20 protein-coding genes are annotated in these 16,033 nt (G+C 69.5%); 15 read left to right on the top strand and 5 right to left on the bottom strand.

Annotation, left to right across the window (positions count from 1 at the left end):
* The first annotated feature begins 22 nt into the window (after positions 1–22).
* A complete protein-coding gene (locus tag BCD49_RS32730) occupies positions 23–856 on the top strand; it encodes a mycofactocin-coupled SDR family oxidoreductase (protein ID WP_007515728.1) in 834 nt (277 codons plus the stop codon).
* A gap of 106 nt (positions 857–962) precedes the next feature.
* Positions 963–2,105 carry a hypothetical protein gene (locus BCD49_RS32725; protein ID WP_131803604.1) on the top strand — a complete coding sequence of 381 codons (1,143 nt, stop codon included), beginning with the start codon at positions 963–965 and terminating at the stop codon, positions 2,103–2,105.
* 62 nt (positions 2,106–2,167) lie between these two features.
* Here BCD49_RS32725 and BCD49_RS32720 read toward each other — a convergent pair whose 3' ends face one another.
* Complete coding sequence (locus BCD49_RS32720; RefSeq protein WP_007515726.1) at positions 2,168–2,962, bottom strand: NYN domain-containing protein; 795 nt, start codon at positions 2,960–2,962, stop codon at positions 2,168–2,170.
* A gap of 90 nt (positions 2,963–3,052) precedes the next feature.
* Positions 3,053–3,724 carry a TetR/AcrR family transcriptional regulator gene (locus BCD49_RS32715; protein ID WP_071042277.1) on the bottom strand — a complete coding sequence of 224 codons (672 nt, stop codon included), beginning with the start codon at positions 3,722–3,724 and terminating at the stop codon, positions 3,053–3,055.
* Between the two features lie 166 nt (positions 3,725–3,890).
* Between BCD49_RS32715 and BCD49_RS32710 the strand changes: the two genes are divergently transcribed.
* The 4 genes from BCD49_RS32710 (at position 3,891) to BCD49_RS32695 (ending at position 6,951) form a co-directional block, all read left to right on the top strand.
* Positions 3,891–5,444 (top strand): MFS transporter, encoded by a 1,554-nt coding sequence (locus BCD49_RS32710; protein ID WP_007515724.1) that lies wholly within the window; start codon positions 3,891–3,893, stop codon positions 5,442–5,444.
* Between the two features lie 280 nt (positions 5,445–5,724).
* Positions 5,725–5,988: a hypothetical protein gene (locus BCD49_RS41335; protein WP_007515723.1), complete on the top strand. Its 264-nt coding sequence runs from the start codon at positions 5,725–5,727 to the stop codon at positions 5,986–5,988.
* Positions 5,989–6,108: 120 nt separating this feature from the next.
* A complete protein-coding gene (locus BCD49_RS32700; protein WP_007515722.1) occupies positions 6,109–6,303 on the top strand; it encodes an HIT family protein in 195 nt (64 codons plus the stop codon).
* 30 nt (positions 6,304–6,333) lie between these two features.
* Positions 6,334–6,951, top strand: coding sequence for a dihydrofolate reductase family protein (locus tag BCD49_RS32695; protein ID WP_007515721.1), 618 nt, complete (start codon positions 6,334–6,336; stop codon positions 6,949–6,951).
* On the opposite strand, the gene BCD49_RS43785 is transcribed toward BCD49_RS32695, so the two are convergent.
* Entirely contained in the window at positions 6,944–7,114 is a 171-nt protein-coding gene (locus BCD49_RS43785) for a hypothetical protein (protein ID WP_157845218.1), read from the bottom strand. The genes BCD49_RS32695 and BCD49_RS43785 overlap by 8 nt on opposite strands.
* A gap of 199 nt (positions 7,115–7,313) precedes the next feature.
* On the opposite strand from BCD49_RS43785, the gene BCD49_RS32685 reads away from it, so the two are divergent.
* From BCD49_RS32685 to BCD49_RS32665, 5 genes are all read left to right on the top strand, one after another.
* Positions 7,314–7,676, top strand: coding sequence for a DUF2089 domain-containing protein (locus tag BCD49_RS32685; RefSeq protein ID WP_007515719.1), 363 nt, complete (start codon positions 7,314–7,316; stop codon positions 7,674–7,676).
* A complete protein-coding gene (locus tag BCD49_RS32680) occupies positions 7,673–7,933 on the top strand; it encodes a hypothetical protein (protein WP_007515718.1) in 261 nt (86 codons plus the stop codon). Before BCD49_RS32685 ends, BCD49_RS32680 begins: the two co-directional genes overlap by 4 nt.
* Positions 7,934–7,942: 9 nt before the next feature.
* Positions 7,943–8,365 carry an SHOCT-like domain-containing protein gene (locus tag BCD49_RS32675; RefSeq protein ID WP_007515717.1) on the top strand — a complete coding sequence of 141 codons (423 nt, stop codon included), beginning with the start codon at positions 7,943–7,945 and terminating at the stop codon, positions 8,363–8,365.
* Positions 8,366–8,632: 267 nt separating this feature from the next.
* Positions 8,633–9,064: a hypothetical protein gene (locus BCD49_RS32670; RefSeq protein ID WP_071042276.1), complete on the top strand. Its 432-nt coding sequence runs from the start codon at positions 8,633–8,635 to the stop codon at positions 9,062–9,064.
* A 156-nt stretch (positions 9,065–9,220) separates the two neighbouring features.
* Positions 9,221–10,183 (top strand): phosphotransferase enzyme family protein, encoded by a 963-nt coding sequence (locus BCD49_RS32665; protein WP_007515715.1) that lies wholly within the window; start codon positions 9,221–9,223, stop codon positions 10,181–10,183.
* A gap of 117 nt (positions 10,184–10,300) precedes the next feature.
* On the opposite strand, the gene BCD49_RS32660 is transcribed toward BCD49_RS32665, so the two are convergent.
* Both BCD49_RS32660 and BCD49_RS32655 read right to left on the bottom strand, forming a co-directional pair.
* Positions 10,301–11,509, bottom strand: a complete 1,209-nt coding sequence (locus tag BCD49_RS32660) for a sensor histidine kinase (protein ID WP_071042275.1) — start codon at positions 11,507–11,509, stop codon at positions 10,301–10,303.
* Complete coding sequence (locus tag BCD49_RS32655; protein WP_198535980.1) at positions 11,506–12,153, bottom strand: response regulator transcription factor; 648 nt, start codon at positions 12,151–12,153, stop codon at positions 11,506–11,508. Before BCD49_RS32655 ends, BCD49_RS32660 begins: the two co-directional genes overlap by 4 nt.
* Positions 12,154–12,329: 176 nt before the next feature.
* Between BCD49_RS32655 and BCD49_RS32650 the strand changes: the two genes are divergently transcribed.
* The 4 genes from BCD49_RS32650 to BCD49_RS32635 are packed head-to-tail and all read left to right on the top strand — an operon-like array spanning position 12,330 to position 15,974.
* On the top strand, positions 12,330–12,827 hold the full coding sequence (locus BCD49_RS32650) for a hypothetical protein (RefSeq protein WP_007515712.1): 498 nt from the start codon (positions 12,330–12,332) through the stop codon (positions 12,825–12,827).
* 2 nt (positions 12,828–12,829) lie between these two features.
* Positions 12,830–14,041 carry a peptidoglycan-binding protein gene (locus BCD49_RS32645; RefSeq protein WP_232794294.1) on the top strand — a complete coding sequence of 404 codons (1,212 nt, stop codon included), beginning with the start codon at positions 12,830–12,832 and terminating at the stop codon, positions 14,039–14,041.
* Entirely contained in the window at positions 14,038–14,748 is a 711-nt protein-coding gene (locus BCD49_RS32640; RefSeq protein ID WP_007515709.1) for an ABC transporter ATP-binding protein, read from the top strand. The genes BCD49_RS32645 and BCD49_RS32640 overlap by 4 nt, the downstream gene beginning before the upstream one ends.
* Positions 14,745–15,974, top strand: a complete 1,230-nt coding sequence (locus tag BCD49_RS32635; RefSeq protein WP_071042274.1) for an ABC transporter permease — start codon at positions 14,745–14,747, stop codon at positions 15,972–15,974. The genes BCD49_RS32640 and BCD49_RS32635 overlap by 4 nt, the downstream gene beginning before the upstream one ends.
* Positions 15,975–16,033: the final 59 nt, after the last annotated feature.

Here is a 16,033-nt window from a genome sequence, read left to right as displayed (position 1 = left end):
TCGACGAGACAGGAGTTCACCCATGGGGCGGTTCGACGGACGTGTCGTCTTCATCTCTGGCGGAGCCCGCGGCCAGGGCAGGTCGCACGCCGTGCGGTTCGCGTCGGAGGGCGCCGATGTGGCGATCTTCGACGCTCCCCAGCGGCCCGGTTCCATCGTCTATCCGCTCGGAACGCGGGAGGAGATGGCCGAGACGGCCAAGCTGGTCGAGGACCTCGGCCGCCGGTGCCTGACGATCGTCGCCGACGTGCGCGATCCCGCTCAGGTCGCCGAAGCGGTCACCGAGACGGTCGGTGAGCTCGGCCGCCTCGACTTCTGCCTGGCCAACGCGGCGGTCCTGAGCAAGAGCACGATCGCGAAGATGACCGACGACACCTGGCGCGACGTCATCGACATCAACCTCACCGGCGTCTTCAACACCCTGCGCGCGGTACTGCCGACGATGCTCGAGCAGCGGTTCGGCCGGATCGTGGCCACCTCGTCGCTCGCCGGACGCACCGGCCAGCCCTACCTGGGGCACTATGCCGCCGCCAAGTGGGGCGTCATCGGCCTGGTCAAGACGCTCGCCCTCGAGGTCGCCACGCAGGGCATCACCGTCAACGCGGTGCTGCCGACCTCGGTGGACACGCCGATGATTCTCAGCCAGGAGATGCTGCGCGAGATGGTGCCGACCGAGAACCCGACGGTGGCCGACGCCGCGGCCGCCTACGGTTCGAGCCATGCCATCCCGGTGCCGTGGGTCGAGGCGGCCGACATCTCCGGCGCCATCGCCTACCTCTGCTCGGACGACGCCCGCTACGTCACCGGCGAGACCCTGTCGGTGACAGCCGGGGCCATGGCCCGGAACTCGGCGTAGGGATCCGGCGAATCGAGCGGCGCCTTCACGAGAATCTGCTCGGTTTTACCTGAGCCTGATGATTTTCTTACCCGGCGGGCGGGGGCCAGAGGACAGGCTCGCCGCCGTGAGGACATCCGCGACGCGAGGCCCGCGCACGCCGAGGACGGGCGCGACCTGGCGTACGACGAGAACACTGATCGGAACAGTGGTCGTCGCCGTGCTGCTCGCCGGCTGTGGAGGTGCCGCTGCCAACCGTGGGCCGGGCGCGGTTGTCCCTTCGTCGGGCGCCGACGCGTCGGCGACGCCCGGTACGCCCGGCACCGTGACGGCGGGCGTCGACCCGGCCGTCGGGGTGTCGACCCAGCCGGTGTATCCGCTTGTACCGCCCAACCAGGGAAGCTTCGAGGGCTTCACCACCTACTCGTACATCCCTGCCCATCCCGCGGGGATCATCTATTTCTTCCACGGCTCGGGCGGTGGCGCCAACTTCGCGGTCAAGGTCGAGAGTGTCGACGTCCTCAACGAGATGATCGGCAGAGGGTTCGGCTATGTGGCCACGGAGAGCACCGAACGCTCCGGAGATCGGCGCTGGAACGTCGACGACCCGTCCATGACGTCCAACCCCGACCTGGCTCGGATGGACCGGCTGCGCCGGCACGTCATCGACACCACCGCCGTCGACGCCGGCACACCCACATACGGCATCGGCATGTCCAACGGCAGCGCGTTCGCCGCGTTGTGGGCCGCGGCCGAGAGCTCGGCCGATGTCCCCATCGGCGCGGTAGCCCTGTACATGGCCGGTCCGACCAAGGCTGTCGACCGGCTCGGCGGGCTGCGGGTGCCCACCTTCATGGTGGTCGGGGCCAACGACACCGTTACCAGTCCCGCCAAGGAAAAGGCCGACCTGGCCGCGATCGCCCGCGCCGGATACCCCACCGAGCTGCACGAGGTCAGTCAGCGAGCCGTGACCCCGGCGCGCTATCTGCGCGTACCAGGCGTCACCGAGGCGACGGCGACGGCGGTCGTCGCCGCCTACCGGCAGGCCGGGATGATCGATTCCGCTGGCCAGTTGCTGGTCTCCTTGCCCGCAGGACGCGGGAACACCGTCAGCGATCCCTTCAGCGGCGTCCGTCTACCCGCAGGCCTCACCGCGGGCCAACGCACCGCGGTTGACGCCGAGACGCTCGCCACGATCGGCGAGCACCAGTTCAACGCGGAGTTCAAGGCGCAGAACGCGGATTTCTTCGCCGCCCACCGGGCCGCCTGACGACATCGACCCGGCGGAGGGCGCCGCCGACCGCCGCTACCGGCGGGCCGCGCCTTCCCGCCTCACCCTCCCAGCGTGGTGATCTTGGGTTTCTCGCTGTGGATGCTCCGCTTGTCGCGTACGTAGATGATCCCGGGCTTTCCGTCGCCAGGGCTGCGGCGACTCACCTCGAACAGGCTGATCGCGGTCAGCAGGTCGCTGAGCTTGGTGTAGCCATAGCTCCTGGAGTCGAAATCCGGCTTTCGCTTGGTGATGATGTGCCCCACGGAGGCCAGCGTCGCCCAGCCGTCGTCGTCCGAGGCGGCGTCTATCGAATTGCGCAGCAGGTTGATCARCTCGGCATCCCCCTTGAGCTGCAACGTGGGTGGGCGTGTGCTCAGCCTGGGAACCACTCCGGCGGTGGCGATGGGCTCGGCGTCGGTCAGGTTCTCGACGTAGATGAACTTGTCGCACGCGGCGACGAAGGCCTTCGGGGTCTTGCGCTCGCCGAAGCCGTACACGGTCAGCCCCGACTCGCGCACACGCTGGGCGAGCCGGGTGAAGTCGCTGTCGCTGGAGACGATGCAGAACCCGTCGAAGCGGCCGGAGTACAGCAGGTCCATCGCGTCGATGACCATCGCCGCGTCGGTGGCGTTCTTGCCGCTGGTGTAGGCGAACTGCTGGATGGGCTGGATCGACTGGGCGAGCAACTGGTCCTTCCAGCCCCGCAGGCTGGTTCCGGTCCAGTCCCCGTAGGCACGTTTGACGTGCGCGGTGCCGTACTTGGCGACCTCGGCCAGCAGCCCCTCGACGCTCGCGGGCGACGCGTTGTCCGCGTCGATCAGTACCGCGAGCCTGGCTGTGTTCTCGCCGGCCATGAACACACCTCAATCGTCGATACCGGCGCAGGCGTCCGGTGACGTCCAGTATCGACGCGTCCGACGTGCGGTTGGGAGCGCCCGCCGTTTCTATGCGGCCGTGACGGGTGTGGGTGTCGTCGAGGTGAGCCGGTCGCCGCTGGTCGGAACCTGCTCGGTCAGGGGCAGCACGATCTGCTCGACGACGGAGGTGACGAATTCGTCGGGTAGCAGCGGGCTGTGGAGCAGGGAGTACTGGACCAGCATCGCGGGACCGCTGCTGGCCACCAGCCGGGACGCCGCTTCGGGGCGGACCTCGCCGCGCTCGGCGCCGCGCCGCAGCACCTCGAAGATCAGGTCGATGCAGGGCTCGACGACGTGTTGGATGACGGCCTGGCGAACGAACCCTCGCTCGCAGCCGGCCTCCGCGGAGACGAGCTGGAGCGCCGTCCCTCTGGTCGAGGTGAAGGAGGTCTGCACGCACCGCAACAGTGCGTGTACGTCCGCGCGTACCTCGCCGGTCAGTACCACGGCGGCGGGCGAGGGCAGCACGTCCCGCAACGCCTCGTTGATCATGTCGTCCTTCGTCGCCCACCGGCGGTAGAGGACGGTCTTGCTGGTCCGCGCGGCCGCCGCGACCTTGTCCATGGTCAGATTGGCGTAGCCGACCGCCTGTAGCTGCTCGAACACGGCGTCGAAGATCGCCTTTCGCAGGTTGTCGCCGCGGCGGCGCGTGGCCGTGRTGGCGCCGGGGCGCGAGCCGGGGGTGGGGGCGACCGTCATGGGCCGGCTACTCCCACCCGGTCGTCGCGCTCGATCCTCGCGGCACAGCCTCGATCGTATCGCCAATTTTAAGATACTCATTGGTATCCAATGGGTCGACGGTCTTGCTAGCATGCCCGCAAGGTACGAGATCGGACCTTATCTGGGCTCCGTCGAGGAGGTATCGATGTCGACAGCCGCGGCGGCGGCCCCGCGCGAGGAGCGTCCCCCCGGTGCTCCACCCCGCCGGATCGCTCCACCCGACCGGACGCGGGGCGGCGTCACTCTCGCCGTGATCGTGTCCAGCCAGCTGATGCTGGTCCTGGACACCACGATCGTGAACGTCGCGCTGCCCGACATCCAACGGGCGCTGCGCTTCTCACCCACCGACCTGGCCTGGGTGCTCAACGCCTACACACTCGCCTTCGGCGGCCTTCTCCTGCTGGGCGGCCGGGCCGGCGACATCCTTGGCCGACTGCGGGTCTTCCAGGCCGGCGTCCTGTTGTTCGCCGCCGCCTCGCTGGCCGGCGGCCTCGGAACCGAGTCATGGATGCTGATCGCCTGCCGCGTCGGCCAGGGCGTCGGCGCCGCCTGCGCGTCGCCGAACGCCCTGGCGCTGCTCACGGCGAACTTCCCCGAGGGCCCCCGCCGGACGAAGGCGCTCGCGGCCTGGGCCGCGGCCAACGGCGTCGGCGGGTCGATCGGCCTCATCCTCGGCGGGATGCTCACCACCTGGGTGTCCTGGCGCTGGGTCATGTTCATCAACGTCCCGATCGCGATCGGGGTCGCGGCGCTGGCGCCGAGGTTCGTCCGCGGCCCGACGCGCAGTCCCGGGCGGTTCGACGTCACCGGCGCGCTCACCGCGACCGTCGGCCTGGCCGCCCTGACGTACGGCTTCATCCGGGCGTCGTCCGACGGCTGGGACGATATTTGGACCCTGGCCGCGTTCGGACTCGCGGTCGTCGTGCTCACACTGTTTGTCGCCCACGAGGCCCGGACCGAGCAACCGGTGGTCCCGTTGCGGCTGGTGGCTGAACCCGCCCGAGCCCGGTCCTACTTCCTGCTCCTGCTGCTGCTCGGAAGCATGTTCAGCATGTTCTTCTTCACCACCCAGTTCCTCCAGGAGGTGCTTGGCTTCAGCGCCCTGCGGGCGGGTCTCGCGTTCCTTCCGCTCTCGGTCGGCCTCCTGGTCTCCGCGCAGCGGACGTCCACGCTGCTACCAAGACTCGGCGCGAAGCTGCTCATGCTCGCCGGTGCCGCGCTCTGCGGCGGCGGGATGGGCTGGCTCACCCAGCTCTCGGAGAACACGAGCTACGCGACCGGGATTCTCGGCCCGATGCTGCTGTTTGGTCTGGGGGTCGGCATGCTGATCGTGCCGCTCAACATCAGCGTGGTCGCCGGCGTCGACCCGAAGGGCGCCGGAGCGGCGTCGAGCATGATGGTCGTGACGCAGCAGGTCGGAGCCGCGCTCGGCCTCGCGGTACTGGTCACGGTCTACGGCGCCGCGAGCCGCGACGCCGCGAGAAACCCGCCAGCCGGCCTCGACCCGCGGGAACTGCACCACCACATCCTGGCGGGCGGCATGGCCGGCGCCTTCACCGTGGCGACGGGATTCGTCGCCGCCGTGTTCCTGACAGTGCTGCTGACCTGGCGAAACCATCAAGGCCAGCCATCGACGGAGATCCAGCCGTCCGAGGCCTCGCCGAGTCAGGCACCGGGCCCGGCGGCAGCCGACGACTGAGGACTGACACCCGGTCGATGGCAATGGGTTCGGACTGTCTGCCGGTCGCAGGGGACGGCTTGCCTGGTTGGACGTAGTTGTTTTGGTTTCGTCGTCGAAGTTGGGGTAGCTCCTGGTTCGTCGCGGTCGCCGGGCTCGGCGGCTGAAACGGCGAACGCCGGCCTGGTGGGGGCCGGCGGTTATCGCGGGACCGAGCTGATGCCAAAGCGCTGAGTGAGACTGCGTCGGACATCAGCTTCCGGGTCGCGAGGCACATCGGATCCGGAGAAAGGTGTTGATCATGGCAAGGAATCCTCGTCAGACCGGCCCTCAGGCCGCCTCGGCCGCGGGCAAGACGCTGACCCGTAAGAACGCACCCAAGAAGGCAGGGAAGGTCGCCGCGGCGAGCGCGCTGTCGCAGGCACCCGACAGCACCGGGCAGACGGGTGTGAAGGCAGCCTCCGCCGCAGGCAAGACGCTGGCCAGCAAGACTGCGACCAAGGCGGAGAAGTCCGCCGCTGCCAGCACGCTGGCGCAGACGCCGGCCCGTCCCAAGAAGAAGTGATGCGCGGCTGCCCGGGTCCCACACCCGGGCAGCCGCCCCACGGTGTCGCCGGTCGGCCGGCCGTGCCGAGCGTCGCGCCGCCAAACGCGCCGGCGGTCGCGGCATGGTGTCCTGGGTCAGGTGACCGGCGACCTGTGCGTGTCCTGCGAGATCGCCGAGGACGCGACGAAGGCGAGCGTCGTCTACGAGGATGACGACGTGCTCGCGTTCATGGACTACCAGCCGGTGACACCGGGGCACCTGCTGGTCGTGCCGAGGGCACATGCTGTGAGGTTGGTGGAGCACGGTCTCGAACGCGCTTTGTGTGAGCGATGAGTTCGTGCGGCGGCCCGGGTCCGCCCTGGCATGACCCGAATCATCGCGGACATCTCGATCTCCCTCGACGGCTTCGTCACCGGGCCCGACCCCGGACCGGACAGCGGTCTGGGCATCGGAGGGGAAGCCCTGCACATCTGGGCGTTCTCCGACAGCGCTGACGATCGACAGATCCTGCGCGAGTCGACGTCCCGTTCGGGCGCCGTCATCCTCGGGCGCCGGCTGTTCGACCTGGTCGACGGGCCGAAGGGTTGGAACGACGAGACCGGCTACGGCGCCGGCGAGGTCGGCAAGCCCGCGTTCGTCGTCGTGACGAGCTCGCCGCCGGAGTCGGTGCGGCTCTCCGATCTCGACTGGACGTTCATCACCACCGGCCTGCCCGACGCCGTCACCGCCGCGCGCGTGCGGGCGGAGGCGGCGTCGTCGGACAGCGGCCAGGATCTCGACGTCGTCCTCATGGGCGGCGGCGCCACGATCGGCTCGGCGCTCGACGCCGGGTTGGTCGACATGCTGACGCTGCACCTCGCGCCCGTGGTGCTGGGCGCCGGGACGCCGCTGTTCACCGGCGCGGCGCCGCGCACGCTGGTGCAGCGGAGTGTGGTCTCGACGTCGACCGCGACACACCTGACCTACGACGTCGTCAGATGACGTCGTAGGTCAGGTCGTCATGGGCTGCCAGCGGCCCGGTCGCCGGCTTCCGCGCCCGTCTCGCCACGCTCGAGACCCGCGGGTGGCACCGGGCTCCCGGTTCGGCGAGCACGACCGGTTCTTCCGCGTCGGCTTCGGCCACCTGCGCGTCGGCTTCGGCCACCTGGCGGCCCACGACTTCAGCGCGGTGCTCGACCGGCCCGCCGCCCCCTCACCGGTTGAGCCTTCCCGCGGTCCGGCGCCTGGGGGCACCAGCGGACCAGCAAGGAGCCCGAAGGAAGCCCGCTTCTAAGAAAATTAAGATCAACATATTGAAAGTTGAACACAAGTCGGATACAACTTGAAATATGACAGGGCAAGCGATGGACTGGCAGGAACTCACGAACCTGACCCGGGGTCAGCCGTTCGCCGTCGAGCGGGTGCGCCTGGCTGGGAGCGGCGTCGCGATCGAGGGCGAGTTCGAGCTGCCGCAACTGGCTCAGCTGGGCGTCGAGGATCAGGTCTTCGTGACGGCGTTCGTGCGGTGTCACGGTTCCATCAAGGAGATGGAGCGGATCTTCGGGGTGAGCTACCCGACGATCAAGTCGCGACTGAACCGGATCACGCAGATGCTCGACTTCGTCGAGACCGATCCGGCGCCGTCGCGGGCCGACATCATCGATCGGTTGCGCCGCAGCGAGATCACCGCCCAGCAGGCATTGGCCGCACTGGAGGGTCGCGGATGATGCCGCAGCTGGTGACCGCGCGGGTCGAACACCCGGACGGTCGTCCCACCCGGATCTGGGTCCCGGTACTCCCCGTGGTGCTCGTGCTCTCGCCCTTCGTCGTCCTGGCCGTATTGGTGGCCGCCGTGGCCTGCCTMGTCTACCGCGTCAGCGCGGTGCGGGCACTCGGCACCGGTTGGCGCTTCGTCTCCGCGTTGCCCGGCACCCGGGTCGACATCGCGCAGGGCCGAACGGCCGTGCTCATAACCATCCGATAGGAGGACCCGATGAACGAACAGCGCAAGGACATCCTCGACATGCTGGCCGAAGGAAAGATCACCGCGGTGGAGGCGGAGCAGCTCATCGCCGCGCTCGAACGGGACCAGCCGCCGACGGCGTCGAGTCTCGACACCCGGCCGAAGGGCAGGGCGAAGTACCTGCGGGTGGTGGTGAACACCCTGGAGAACGGCGAGCCGGGGCGGGTCAACGTGCGGGTGCCGCTGCAGCTGCTGCGGGCCGGCGTAAGGCTGGCGGCCCTGATCCCCCCACAGGCACTGGGTCGGGCGAACGTCGAACTGAACAAGTCGGGCGTGCCGTTCGACCTGACGCAGCTCAAGCCCGAACAGCTCGAGGCACTCGTGGAGCACCTCGACGAGATGACCGTGGAGGTCGACCAGCCCGATGCCAAGGTGCGTGTCTTCTGCGAGTAGGCGCCGTCCAGTCGGACGGGCCCTCGAGAGGGTGCTCGAACACCCTCTCGAGGCCGCGCCCGCCGCGGCAGAGCACGGTCTGAACTGCCACCCCAAAGCCTAGCCGCAGTCGGCGGCCCGCAGCTGGCTGCGGGCCGTCTGGGCTGATCGACCACACACTTCAGCGGTAATCGCCATTTCCTGTCAGCTTGCAGGTGAGTCCGGCGGAAACCCGGGTAGGAGCAGACGACGTAGACGCAGAACGGACACGCAGAGAACGGAGTCGAAATGACGAGGCCCACGTCAGTGCCCGACACCGCGAACTCGCGGGTCACGGACAGCAACCCGTATGCACTGCCGGACGGGGGAGCCGTCCAGAACGCCGATGGCCAGGCCGCTCCGCATCCCGGGTACCCGGTTCCGCCGGGCGACCAGACCGGGCTCATGCCCTATCCGGAATCCGGGCAGGAGCAGTATGRCCGCTCGCCCCATCGGTACGGCGCTGACCCCGCCGGCGAATCCTCCGGCGTCCGCGTGCTGTGGATTCTGGGATTCGTCCTGGGCGTGCTCGGTGTCGTGTTCCCGCTCGCCGGGGTCGCCGGGGTCGTCTGCGGTGCCGTGGCCTGGGGCAAGGGGAGTAGCCGAGGCAAGACGGCGACGATCGTGGCGATCGTGGGCACGGTGGTCGGTGTGGTCCTCGGGAGCCTGCTGTACATGTGATCCGTGACCGCGTCCCGTCCGGCGACGTGGCGGTCGCCCTCCGATCGACGAGGCCCGAACTGGAATGCCCAGTTCGGGCCTCGTCGCATCAGGGCATCCGGTTCAGACGGCTGAGGGCGCGGGAAATTTCGCCCGGTTGACGGGAAAGGCCGGTTCGTGCGTAGTGCGGGATACGGGGGTGTGACGGCGGTGCTGCGTTCGGTGTTCGCGCCCGACGCGCTGCGAGTGGTCGTCGAGGAGGCCTACGGGCTGGTGGTCGAGGGATGCATGCTGTTGAGGTCGTTCGTGAACGACGTCTACGAGGTCCGTTCCGTGGGCGGGCGTCATGTGCTGAAGATTTACTGCCACGGCCGCCGGTCGAATGCCGAGGTGGCCTGGGAGCTGGAGTTCGTCGCTCATCTGGCGGCGGCCGGCGTTCCCGTGGCCAGGATCGTGCCGCTCGTGGGCGGCCAGCTCGTCGGTGAATTGGCCGCTCCGGAAGGCCCTCGACCGTTCGCGCTGTCCGAGCATGTCGACGGGTGTAAGCCCGAGGAGCCGTTCGACGGGACCCTCCACCGCGACTTCGGTCGGCTCGTTGCGCGGTTGCATACCGCTGGGGACTCGTTCCGCGCTGTTCGACCTGGCAGGGGGTTCATCCTGGAGCGGATGTTGGACGAGCCGCTGGCAGCCGTGCTTTCCGCGCTTCGCGACCAGCCAGAGACGCGGGATGTCGTTCGTCGGGTCGCGGCTCGGGCTCGGCGCCAGATCGTCGAGCATGCCGACGGTCTCGACCGTGGGCCCTGCCACGGCGACGTGTCGTTGGATAACATTCGTCTCACCAGCGGCGGTCTGGTCATTTATGATTTTGATCTCGCCGGTGATGGGTGGCGCGCGAGCGACCTGACCGGGGTGCGCGCCACGCCGTTCTGGGACGCGTTCGCCGCCGGATATACCGAGGTCCGCCCGCTCGGCCCGCGCGATCTGGCTGTCCTGCCCTGGCTCGCGGTCGCGGGTACGGTAGCCAACCTGCGGTTCCATCTCGTCGACAAGCCCCGGTTCCGCGGTACCGAGTCCGTCGACGAAGGCTGGGCCGCACGGGAGCTGGCCAGCCTTCAGGCGATCGCCGACGACCTGATCTGACCGGTCCAGCCAGGCCGGTGATGGCGGCGACGGCCACGTCCCAGCTGGCGACGCGACGGTCGCCTTCCGCGATCGACGAAGCCCGAACTGGATGCCCAGTTCGGGCTTCGTCGTATGTCAGGGATCGATCCTGGTTGGGAATGTGATCCGCAGGCTCAGCCCTCCGTCGTTGCCGGGCTGGGCGGTGACGCGCGCGTGGTGGCTGTCAGCGATGGCCTTGACGATCGCGAGGCCGAGGCCGAACCCACGCCGGCCGGTATCGCCTGCCTGGTTGGGTCGGCCACGCCGGAACGGTTCGAAGAGTCCGTCGATGTCGTGGGGGAGGAGTCGCGGGCCGCTGTTGGCGATGATGAGGTGCGCGTGGGCGTCGGTCATCTCGGTGCGGATGGTGATCCAGCCGCCGGGCACGTTGTGGTCGATGGCGTTCTCGACGAGGTTGCGGACGAGCTGGTGAAGCAGGATGGGGTCTCCGAGCACCGGAGCCGCCGTGAGGTTGGCGTCGATCCGAGGGCTCGTCGGATTGTCCGTGYCGGTTTGGATGAGGATGTCCGCCGCCATGTCAGCGAGGTCGACGGGCATGGGTTCAGTGAGTTCGTTGCCGCCGTCGGCGAGGGTCAGGAGCCTGTCGACGAGGTCGGCGTTCCTCGCGTTGACGGCCAGCAGGCGCTCGGCGAGGTGCACGGTGTCTGGATGCGCGCCGGGCTTGGTGGCCGCGAGCTCGATCACGGCTCGTTCGAGTGCGAGCGGGGTGCGAAGCTCGTGGGAGGCGCTCGCGACGAAACGGCGTTGGCCGTCGAATGCGCGGTCGAGGGACTCGAGCATGGCGTCGAAGGCGTCGGCGAGCCGTTTGATGTCGTCGCTGGGCCCGGAGAGCCCGATGCGTCGGCCCAGATCGCGCTGGGGGCCGGTGGACCGGGCGATCTGTCCAGCGGCGATGGTGATGGTCTGGAGCGGTCGTAGGCCGCGTCCGGCGAGGATCCAACCGGTGCCCGCGGTGGCGAGGCTGATGACCAGAACGATGCCGCTGCCCGGCACGAGCAGCGTGTCGAGGGCGGCGTTCCTGATCTTCTCCTCGTTGTCCCTGATCTGGTCGACGAGCTCGTCGAGGCTGATCCGGTTTCCGTTGGGCGTGGTGATCGTCGCTTCTCTCGACTGGCCGGCCTTCTGCCGGAGGGCGGCGATGCGGGAGTCGGAGTCTCCGGCGAGCCTGGCATCGAGACGGGCCTGGACGACCAGGTAGAGCAGCGTCAGGATGACCGCCCCGGCGAGGAGGGACAGCATTCCGTAGAGAATGGTGAGGCGGGCGCGCAGGCTCAGGCGGCTCATGGGATGCGGTATCCCGCCGCTGGCAGCGTTTCGATCAGCTGGGGTGTGCCGAGTTTGCGGCGCAACTTCATCACCGTCACGCGGACGGTGTTGGTGAAGGGATCGATGTTCTCGTCCCAGACCTTCTCCAGCAGTCGTTCGGCGGACAGGACCCCGCCGTCGGCGCGGAGGAGCTCGACGAGGAGCGCGTATTCCTTGTTCGTGAGCATGACTGGTCGGTCGTCGCGGGTGACGGTTCGGCTGGTCTGGTCCACCCGCAGTCCGGAGCGTTCGAGAACCGGTGCGGCGGCAGGCAGGGTGCGCCGCGCCAGGGCGTGCACCCGGGCGGACAGCTCGGCCAGCGCGAAGGGTTTGACCAGGTAGTCGTCGGCGCCGATCGCGAGTCCTTCGACGCGGGCGCGAATCGCCGAGGCGGCGGTGAGCATCAGGATCCGGGTCGGGCGCCTGGCCGCCACGATCGCGCGGCAGACGTCGTCGCCGTGCACGACTGGCAGGTCTCGGTCCAGGACCACGACGTCGTAGTCGTGGGCGGCGCACTTCTCCAGGGCCTCGCCGCCGTCGTGGGCGACGTCGACCGCGAACGACTCCCGGGCCAACGCCTCGCGCAGCGCGTCGGCGAGCTGCGGCTCGTCTTCCACGATCATCACCCGAACCACGGCGCTGCCCACCCCTCTCCTGACCGGTGACCTGTGCAGCGTGCCGCACCTCGCATAACCAGCGGATAACCAGCGCCGCCCGCCGTTACGGCGTGGTTATCGGCGGCGCCGTCCACTGGGCGGTGTGCTTGGGCGCCGTCCCGGCCTGGTGATGGAGGAAGCGGATGATTCGAACCACGACGCGACCGTTTGCGGCCGCGACGGTCGGCCTGAGCCTGGTGGCGGCGGTGCTGGCCGGGTGCGGCTCCGGGGCAGGCGCGAGCGCGGCGCCTGGCGGTAGTGCCGCGGCGACGCCGCCAGCTCAGACCTACGCCGAGTGTATGCGCGACCACGGTATCGACATGGCTGACCCGGATCCATCCACCGGCGTTCCGCAGCTCGGCGAGGGCGCCGATCCGGCCGATCCGGCCGTCAAGGAGGCCTTGTCGGCCTGCCAGAGCCTTCTGCCCGCAGGCGGCCGAGGAGAGCCGAGCGACGCGGACCTCGACGTCTACGTCGCCTTCGCGCAGTGCATGCGCGACAACGGCCTACCTGACTTCCCCGACCCACAGCCTGGTTCATCCGGTGGCCTGTTCGCCGGCGCCGATGTCGACCGCGACGATCCGGCGTTCCAGCAGGCCGCCCAGCACTGCCAGGGCATCCTCGACGAGGCCGGCGCGTGACCATGGCCGAGAGCGGGACGAACGAGACAGAGCCGGGGGAGCGGGGCACGACCGCCCCGCCGGCGGCGGCCGAGCGGACGACCGGTGGTCGGCGTGCGCCGAGCGGGCCCGGCGCGCGGGCGCTGATCGCCCGGCTGGTGGCCTCGCCGCGGCGCCCATCCGGCCGGCACCTGCTCGTCGTCGCGGGCGCGGGAGTCGTCTCGCTGATCGTCGCCGCCGCGGTGGGATTCGGCGGCGGCTCGCCGGGGCAATCGAGCAACCCGGTTCCCGCGGCGACCGCGACGGTCGAACGGGGCACCCTCACCCAGACCCAGCAGGTCGGCGGCCTTATCTCCTACGGCGAGCCGGTCGGGCTCGTCGCCCAGCAACAGTCCGGAGTCGTCACCTGGATCGCCGCGCCGGGAACGACGGTGAAGATCGGCCAACCCGTCTATGCGGTCGACGGCAGGCCGGTCATTCTGCTGCACGGCACCGCGACGCCGTATCGGACGCTCGCCGCTGGCACGGTCGGGCCCGATGTGAAGGAGCTGGAAGCCAGTCTCAAGGAGCTCGGCTACCTCGGCGCCGGTGTCACCGCCGACGACACCTTCGATGCCGCCACCGTCTCGGCTGTGCAGGCGTGGCAGGGGAAGAGCGGGCTACCCGTCACGGGGACCGTCCCGCCTGACCAGATCTTCGTCCATGACGGCGACATCCGGGTCGCCCTGCAGACCACCCCGGTCGGCAGCCATTTGGGCCTGCAACCCAACCAGCAGGTCATCACGTTCAGCGGCACCAGACAGGTCGCGTCGATCCCGTTGGACGTGTCCCTGCAGCATCTCGTCCGCACCGGCGACCCGGCGACCGTCACCCTTCCGACCGGTCAGCGGCTTGGTGGCACGGTCAGCAGCGTTGGCACCGTCGCGCAGACCATCGAGGAGCAGAAGAAGACCTTCGTCACCGTGATCGTGTCCTTTGATGATCCCTCCGCGCTCGCCGGTGGCTTCGACTCGTCGCCGGTAACACTGACGATCGTCACGGGGCAGCGGCTGGACGTGCTGAGCGTGCCGATCACTGCGCTGATGGCGAACCCGCACGGCGGGTATGCGGTCCAGACGGTCCGGGACGAGCACGCGACGCTCGTACCCGTCACCACCGGCATGTTCGCGAACGGCAGGGTCGAGATCAGCGGCGCGGGCATCGTCGAGGGCGCCGCCGTGCGCGTCGCCCAATGAACGCCGCGGCGACCACCGTCGTCGTCCTCGACCGGGTGTCCAGGTGCTTTGGCCGGGTCAGCGCCCTGGTGGACGTCAGCCTGCGGATCGACCATGGCGAGCTTGTCGGCATCGTCGGGCCTTCCGGGTCAGGCAAGTCGACGATGCTCAACCTGCTCGGCACCCTAGACGGGCCAACCACCGGAACGGTCACCATCGAGGGCGAGCCAGTCCACGCGCTGAGTGACCATCAACGGTCGGCGCTGCGCGCCCACCGCATCGGGTTCATCTTCCAACAGTTCCACCTCGCGCCCGGCGTCCCGGCGTTGGAGAACGTGGCCGACGGCCTGCTGTACGCCGGCGTGCGCCGGGTGGAACGGCTCGAACGCGCACGCGCAACTCTTGCCCGAGTCGGGCTCGATCACCGGATCCACCACAGGCCGCACGAGCTGTCCGGCGGCGAACGCCAGCGCGTCGCGATCGCCCGCGCTGTCGTCGGCGGGCCCGCGCTGCTGCTCGCCGACGAACCGACCGGCAACCTCGACTCGTCGGCAGGGGCCGAGGTGATGGCCCTGCTCCGAGAACTCCACCGCGCTGGAACCACCGTCGTGATCATTACGCATGACCGCGACATCGCCACCGCCCTGCCAAGACGCATCGAGATGCGAGACGGCCGCAAGGTCGCCGACACCGCCGACATTCCTTCGCTCCGGGGGGCTCTTACATGACCACCGCCCGGCCCTTGGCCGACGCTGGCCGCGCGCTTCGCCCGAGCCATCTCACGGCACGCGACCTTCTTCGGGGCGGCGCCGCCGGTCTGCGTGCGCGGCCCACCCGCGTCGCGCTGTCCGCCCTAGGCATCGCGATCGGCATCGCGGCCATGATCGCGGTCCTGGGCATCTCGTCCTCCAGCCKGGAGGACTTCCACCGTGAGATCGCCTCGCTCGGCACCAACCTGCTCACCATCGGCCCGGGTCAGAACCTTTTCGGCGAGCAGGCACACCTGCCGGCCGAGGCCGTCACGATGATCGACGCCATCGGCGACGTCGAATCAGTCAGCGCCATCGGCCTCGTCCCAGACGCCAGGGTCTACCGCAACGACCGCATCCCAGCCGCGGAATCCGGCAGCATCGCCGTCCTGGCGAGCCGGCTCGACCTACCTGCCACCGTCGGCGTCGACCTCGTCGCCGGCGCCTATCTCAACGACGCGACCCAGAACTATCCCGCCGTGGTCCTTGGATCGACCGCGGCGGCCCATCTGGGCGTGGACTCGACCGGACCCGACCAGCAGGTCTACGTCGGTGGCCAGTGGTTCACCGTCGTCGGCATTCTCGCCCCCGTCGGCCTCGCGCCCGAGCTCGACCGCGCGGCCCTCGTCGGCTGGCCCGCCGCGACCGACCTGCTCGGCTTCGACACCTTCCCGACGACCGTCTACACCCGCGCGAACCCCGGCCACGTCGAGGACACCCAGACTCTGCTCGCCCGCACCGCCAGTCCGTCGGCGCCGAACGAGGTCGACGTCTCGCGCCCCTCCGACGCGCTCGCCGCGCAGCACGCCGCCGACTCCACGCTGGGCGCGCTGCTGCTCGGCCTCGGGATGGTGGCCCTGCTCGTCGGCGGAATCGGCGTCGCGAACACGATGGTCATCTCCGTCCTCGAACGGCGCGGTGAGGTGGGACTTCGCCGCGCGCTCGGAGCCACCCGCGGCGACATCCGCAACCAGTTCCTGACCGAGGCGCTGCTGCTGTCCACGCTTGGCGGGATAGCGGGACTTGTCCTCGGCGTCGGCGTGACCACCTGCTACGCCACCCTCCAGAGCTGGCCCACCGTCGTCCCACCTTGGACGATGGGTCTCGCTCTCGGCGCCGCTGTCACCATCGGCGGGGTCGCAGGGCTGTACCCCGCCATCCGCGCTTCCCGCCTCCAACCCACCGAAGCCCTCACCGCGCCCTAGCCGTCCGGCACCCGCCGCGGATGGGTTCGCCGTGCTCTGAAGACTGAACGGGGCTGGAC

This window comes from Pseudofrankia sp. EUN1h (genome assembly GCF_001854645.1).
Lineage (GTDB): Bacteria > Actinomycetota > Actinomycetes > Frankiales > Frankiaceae > Pseudofrankia > Pseudofrankia saprophytica.
This window is presented reverse-complemented; position numbering and strand designations above follow the sequence as displayed.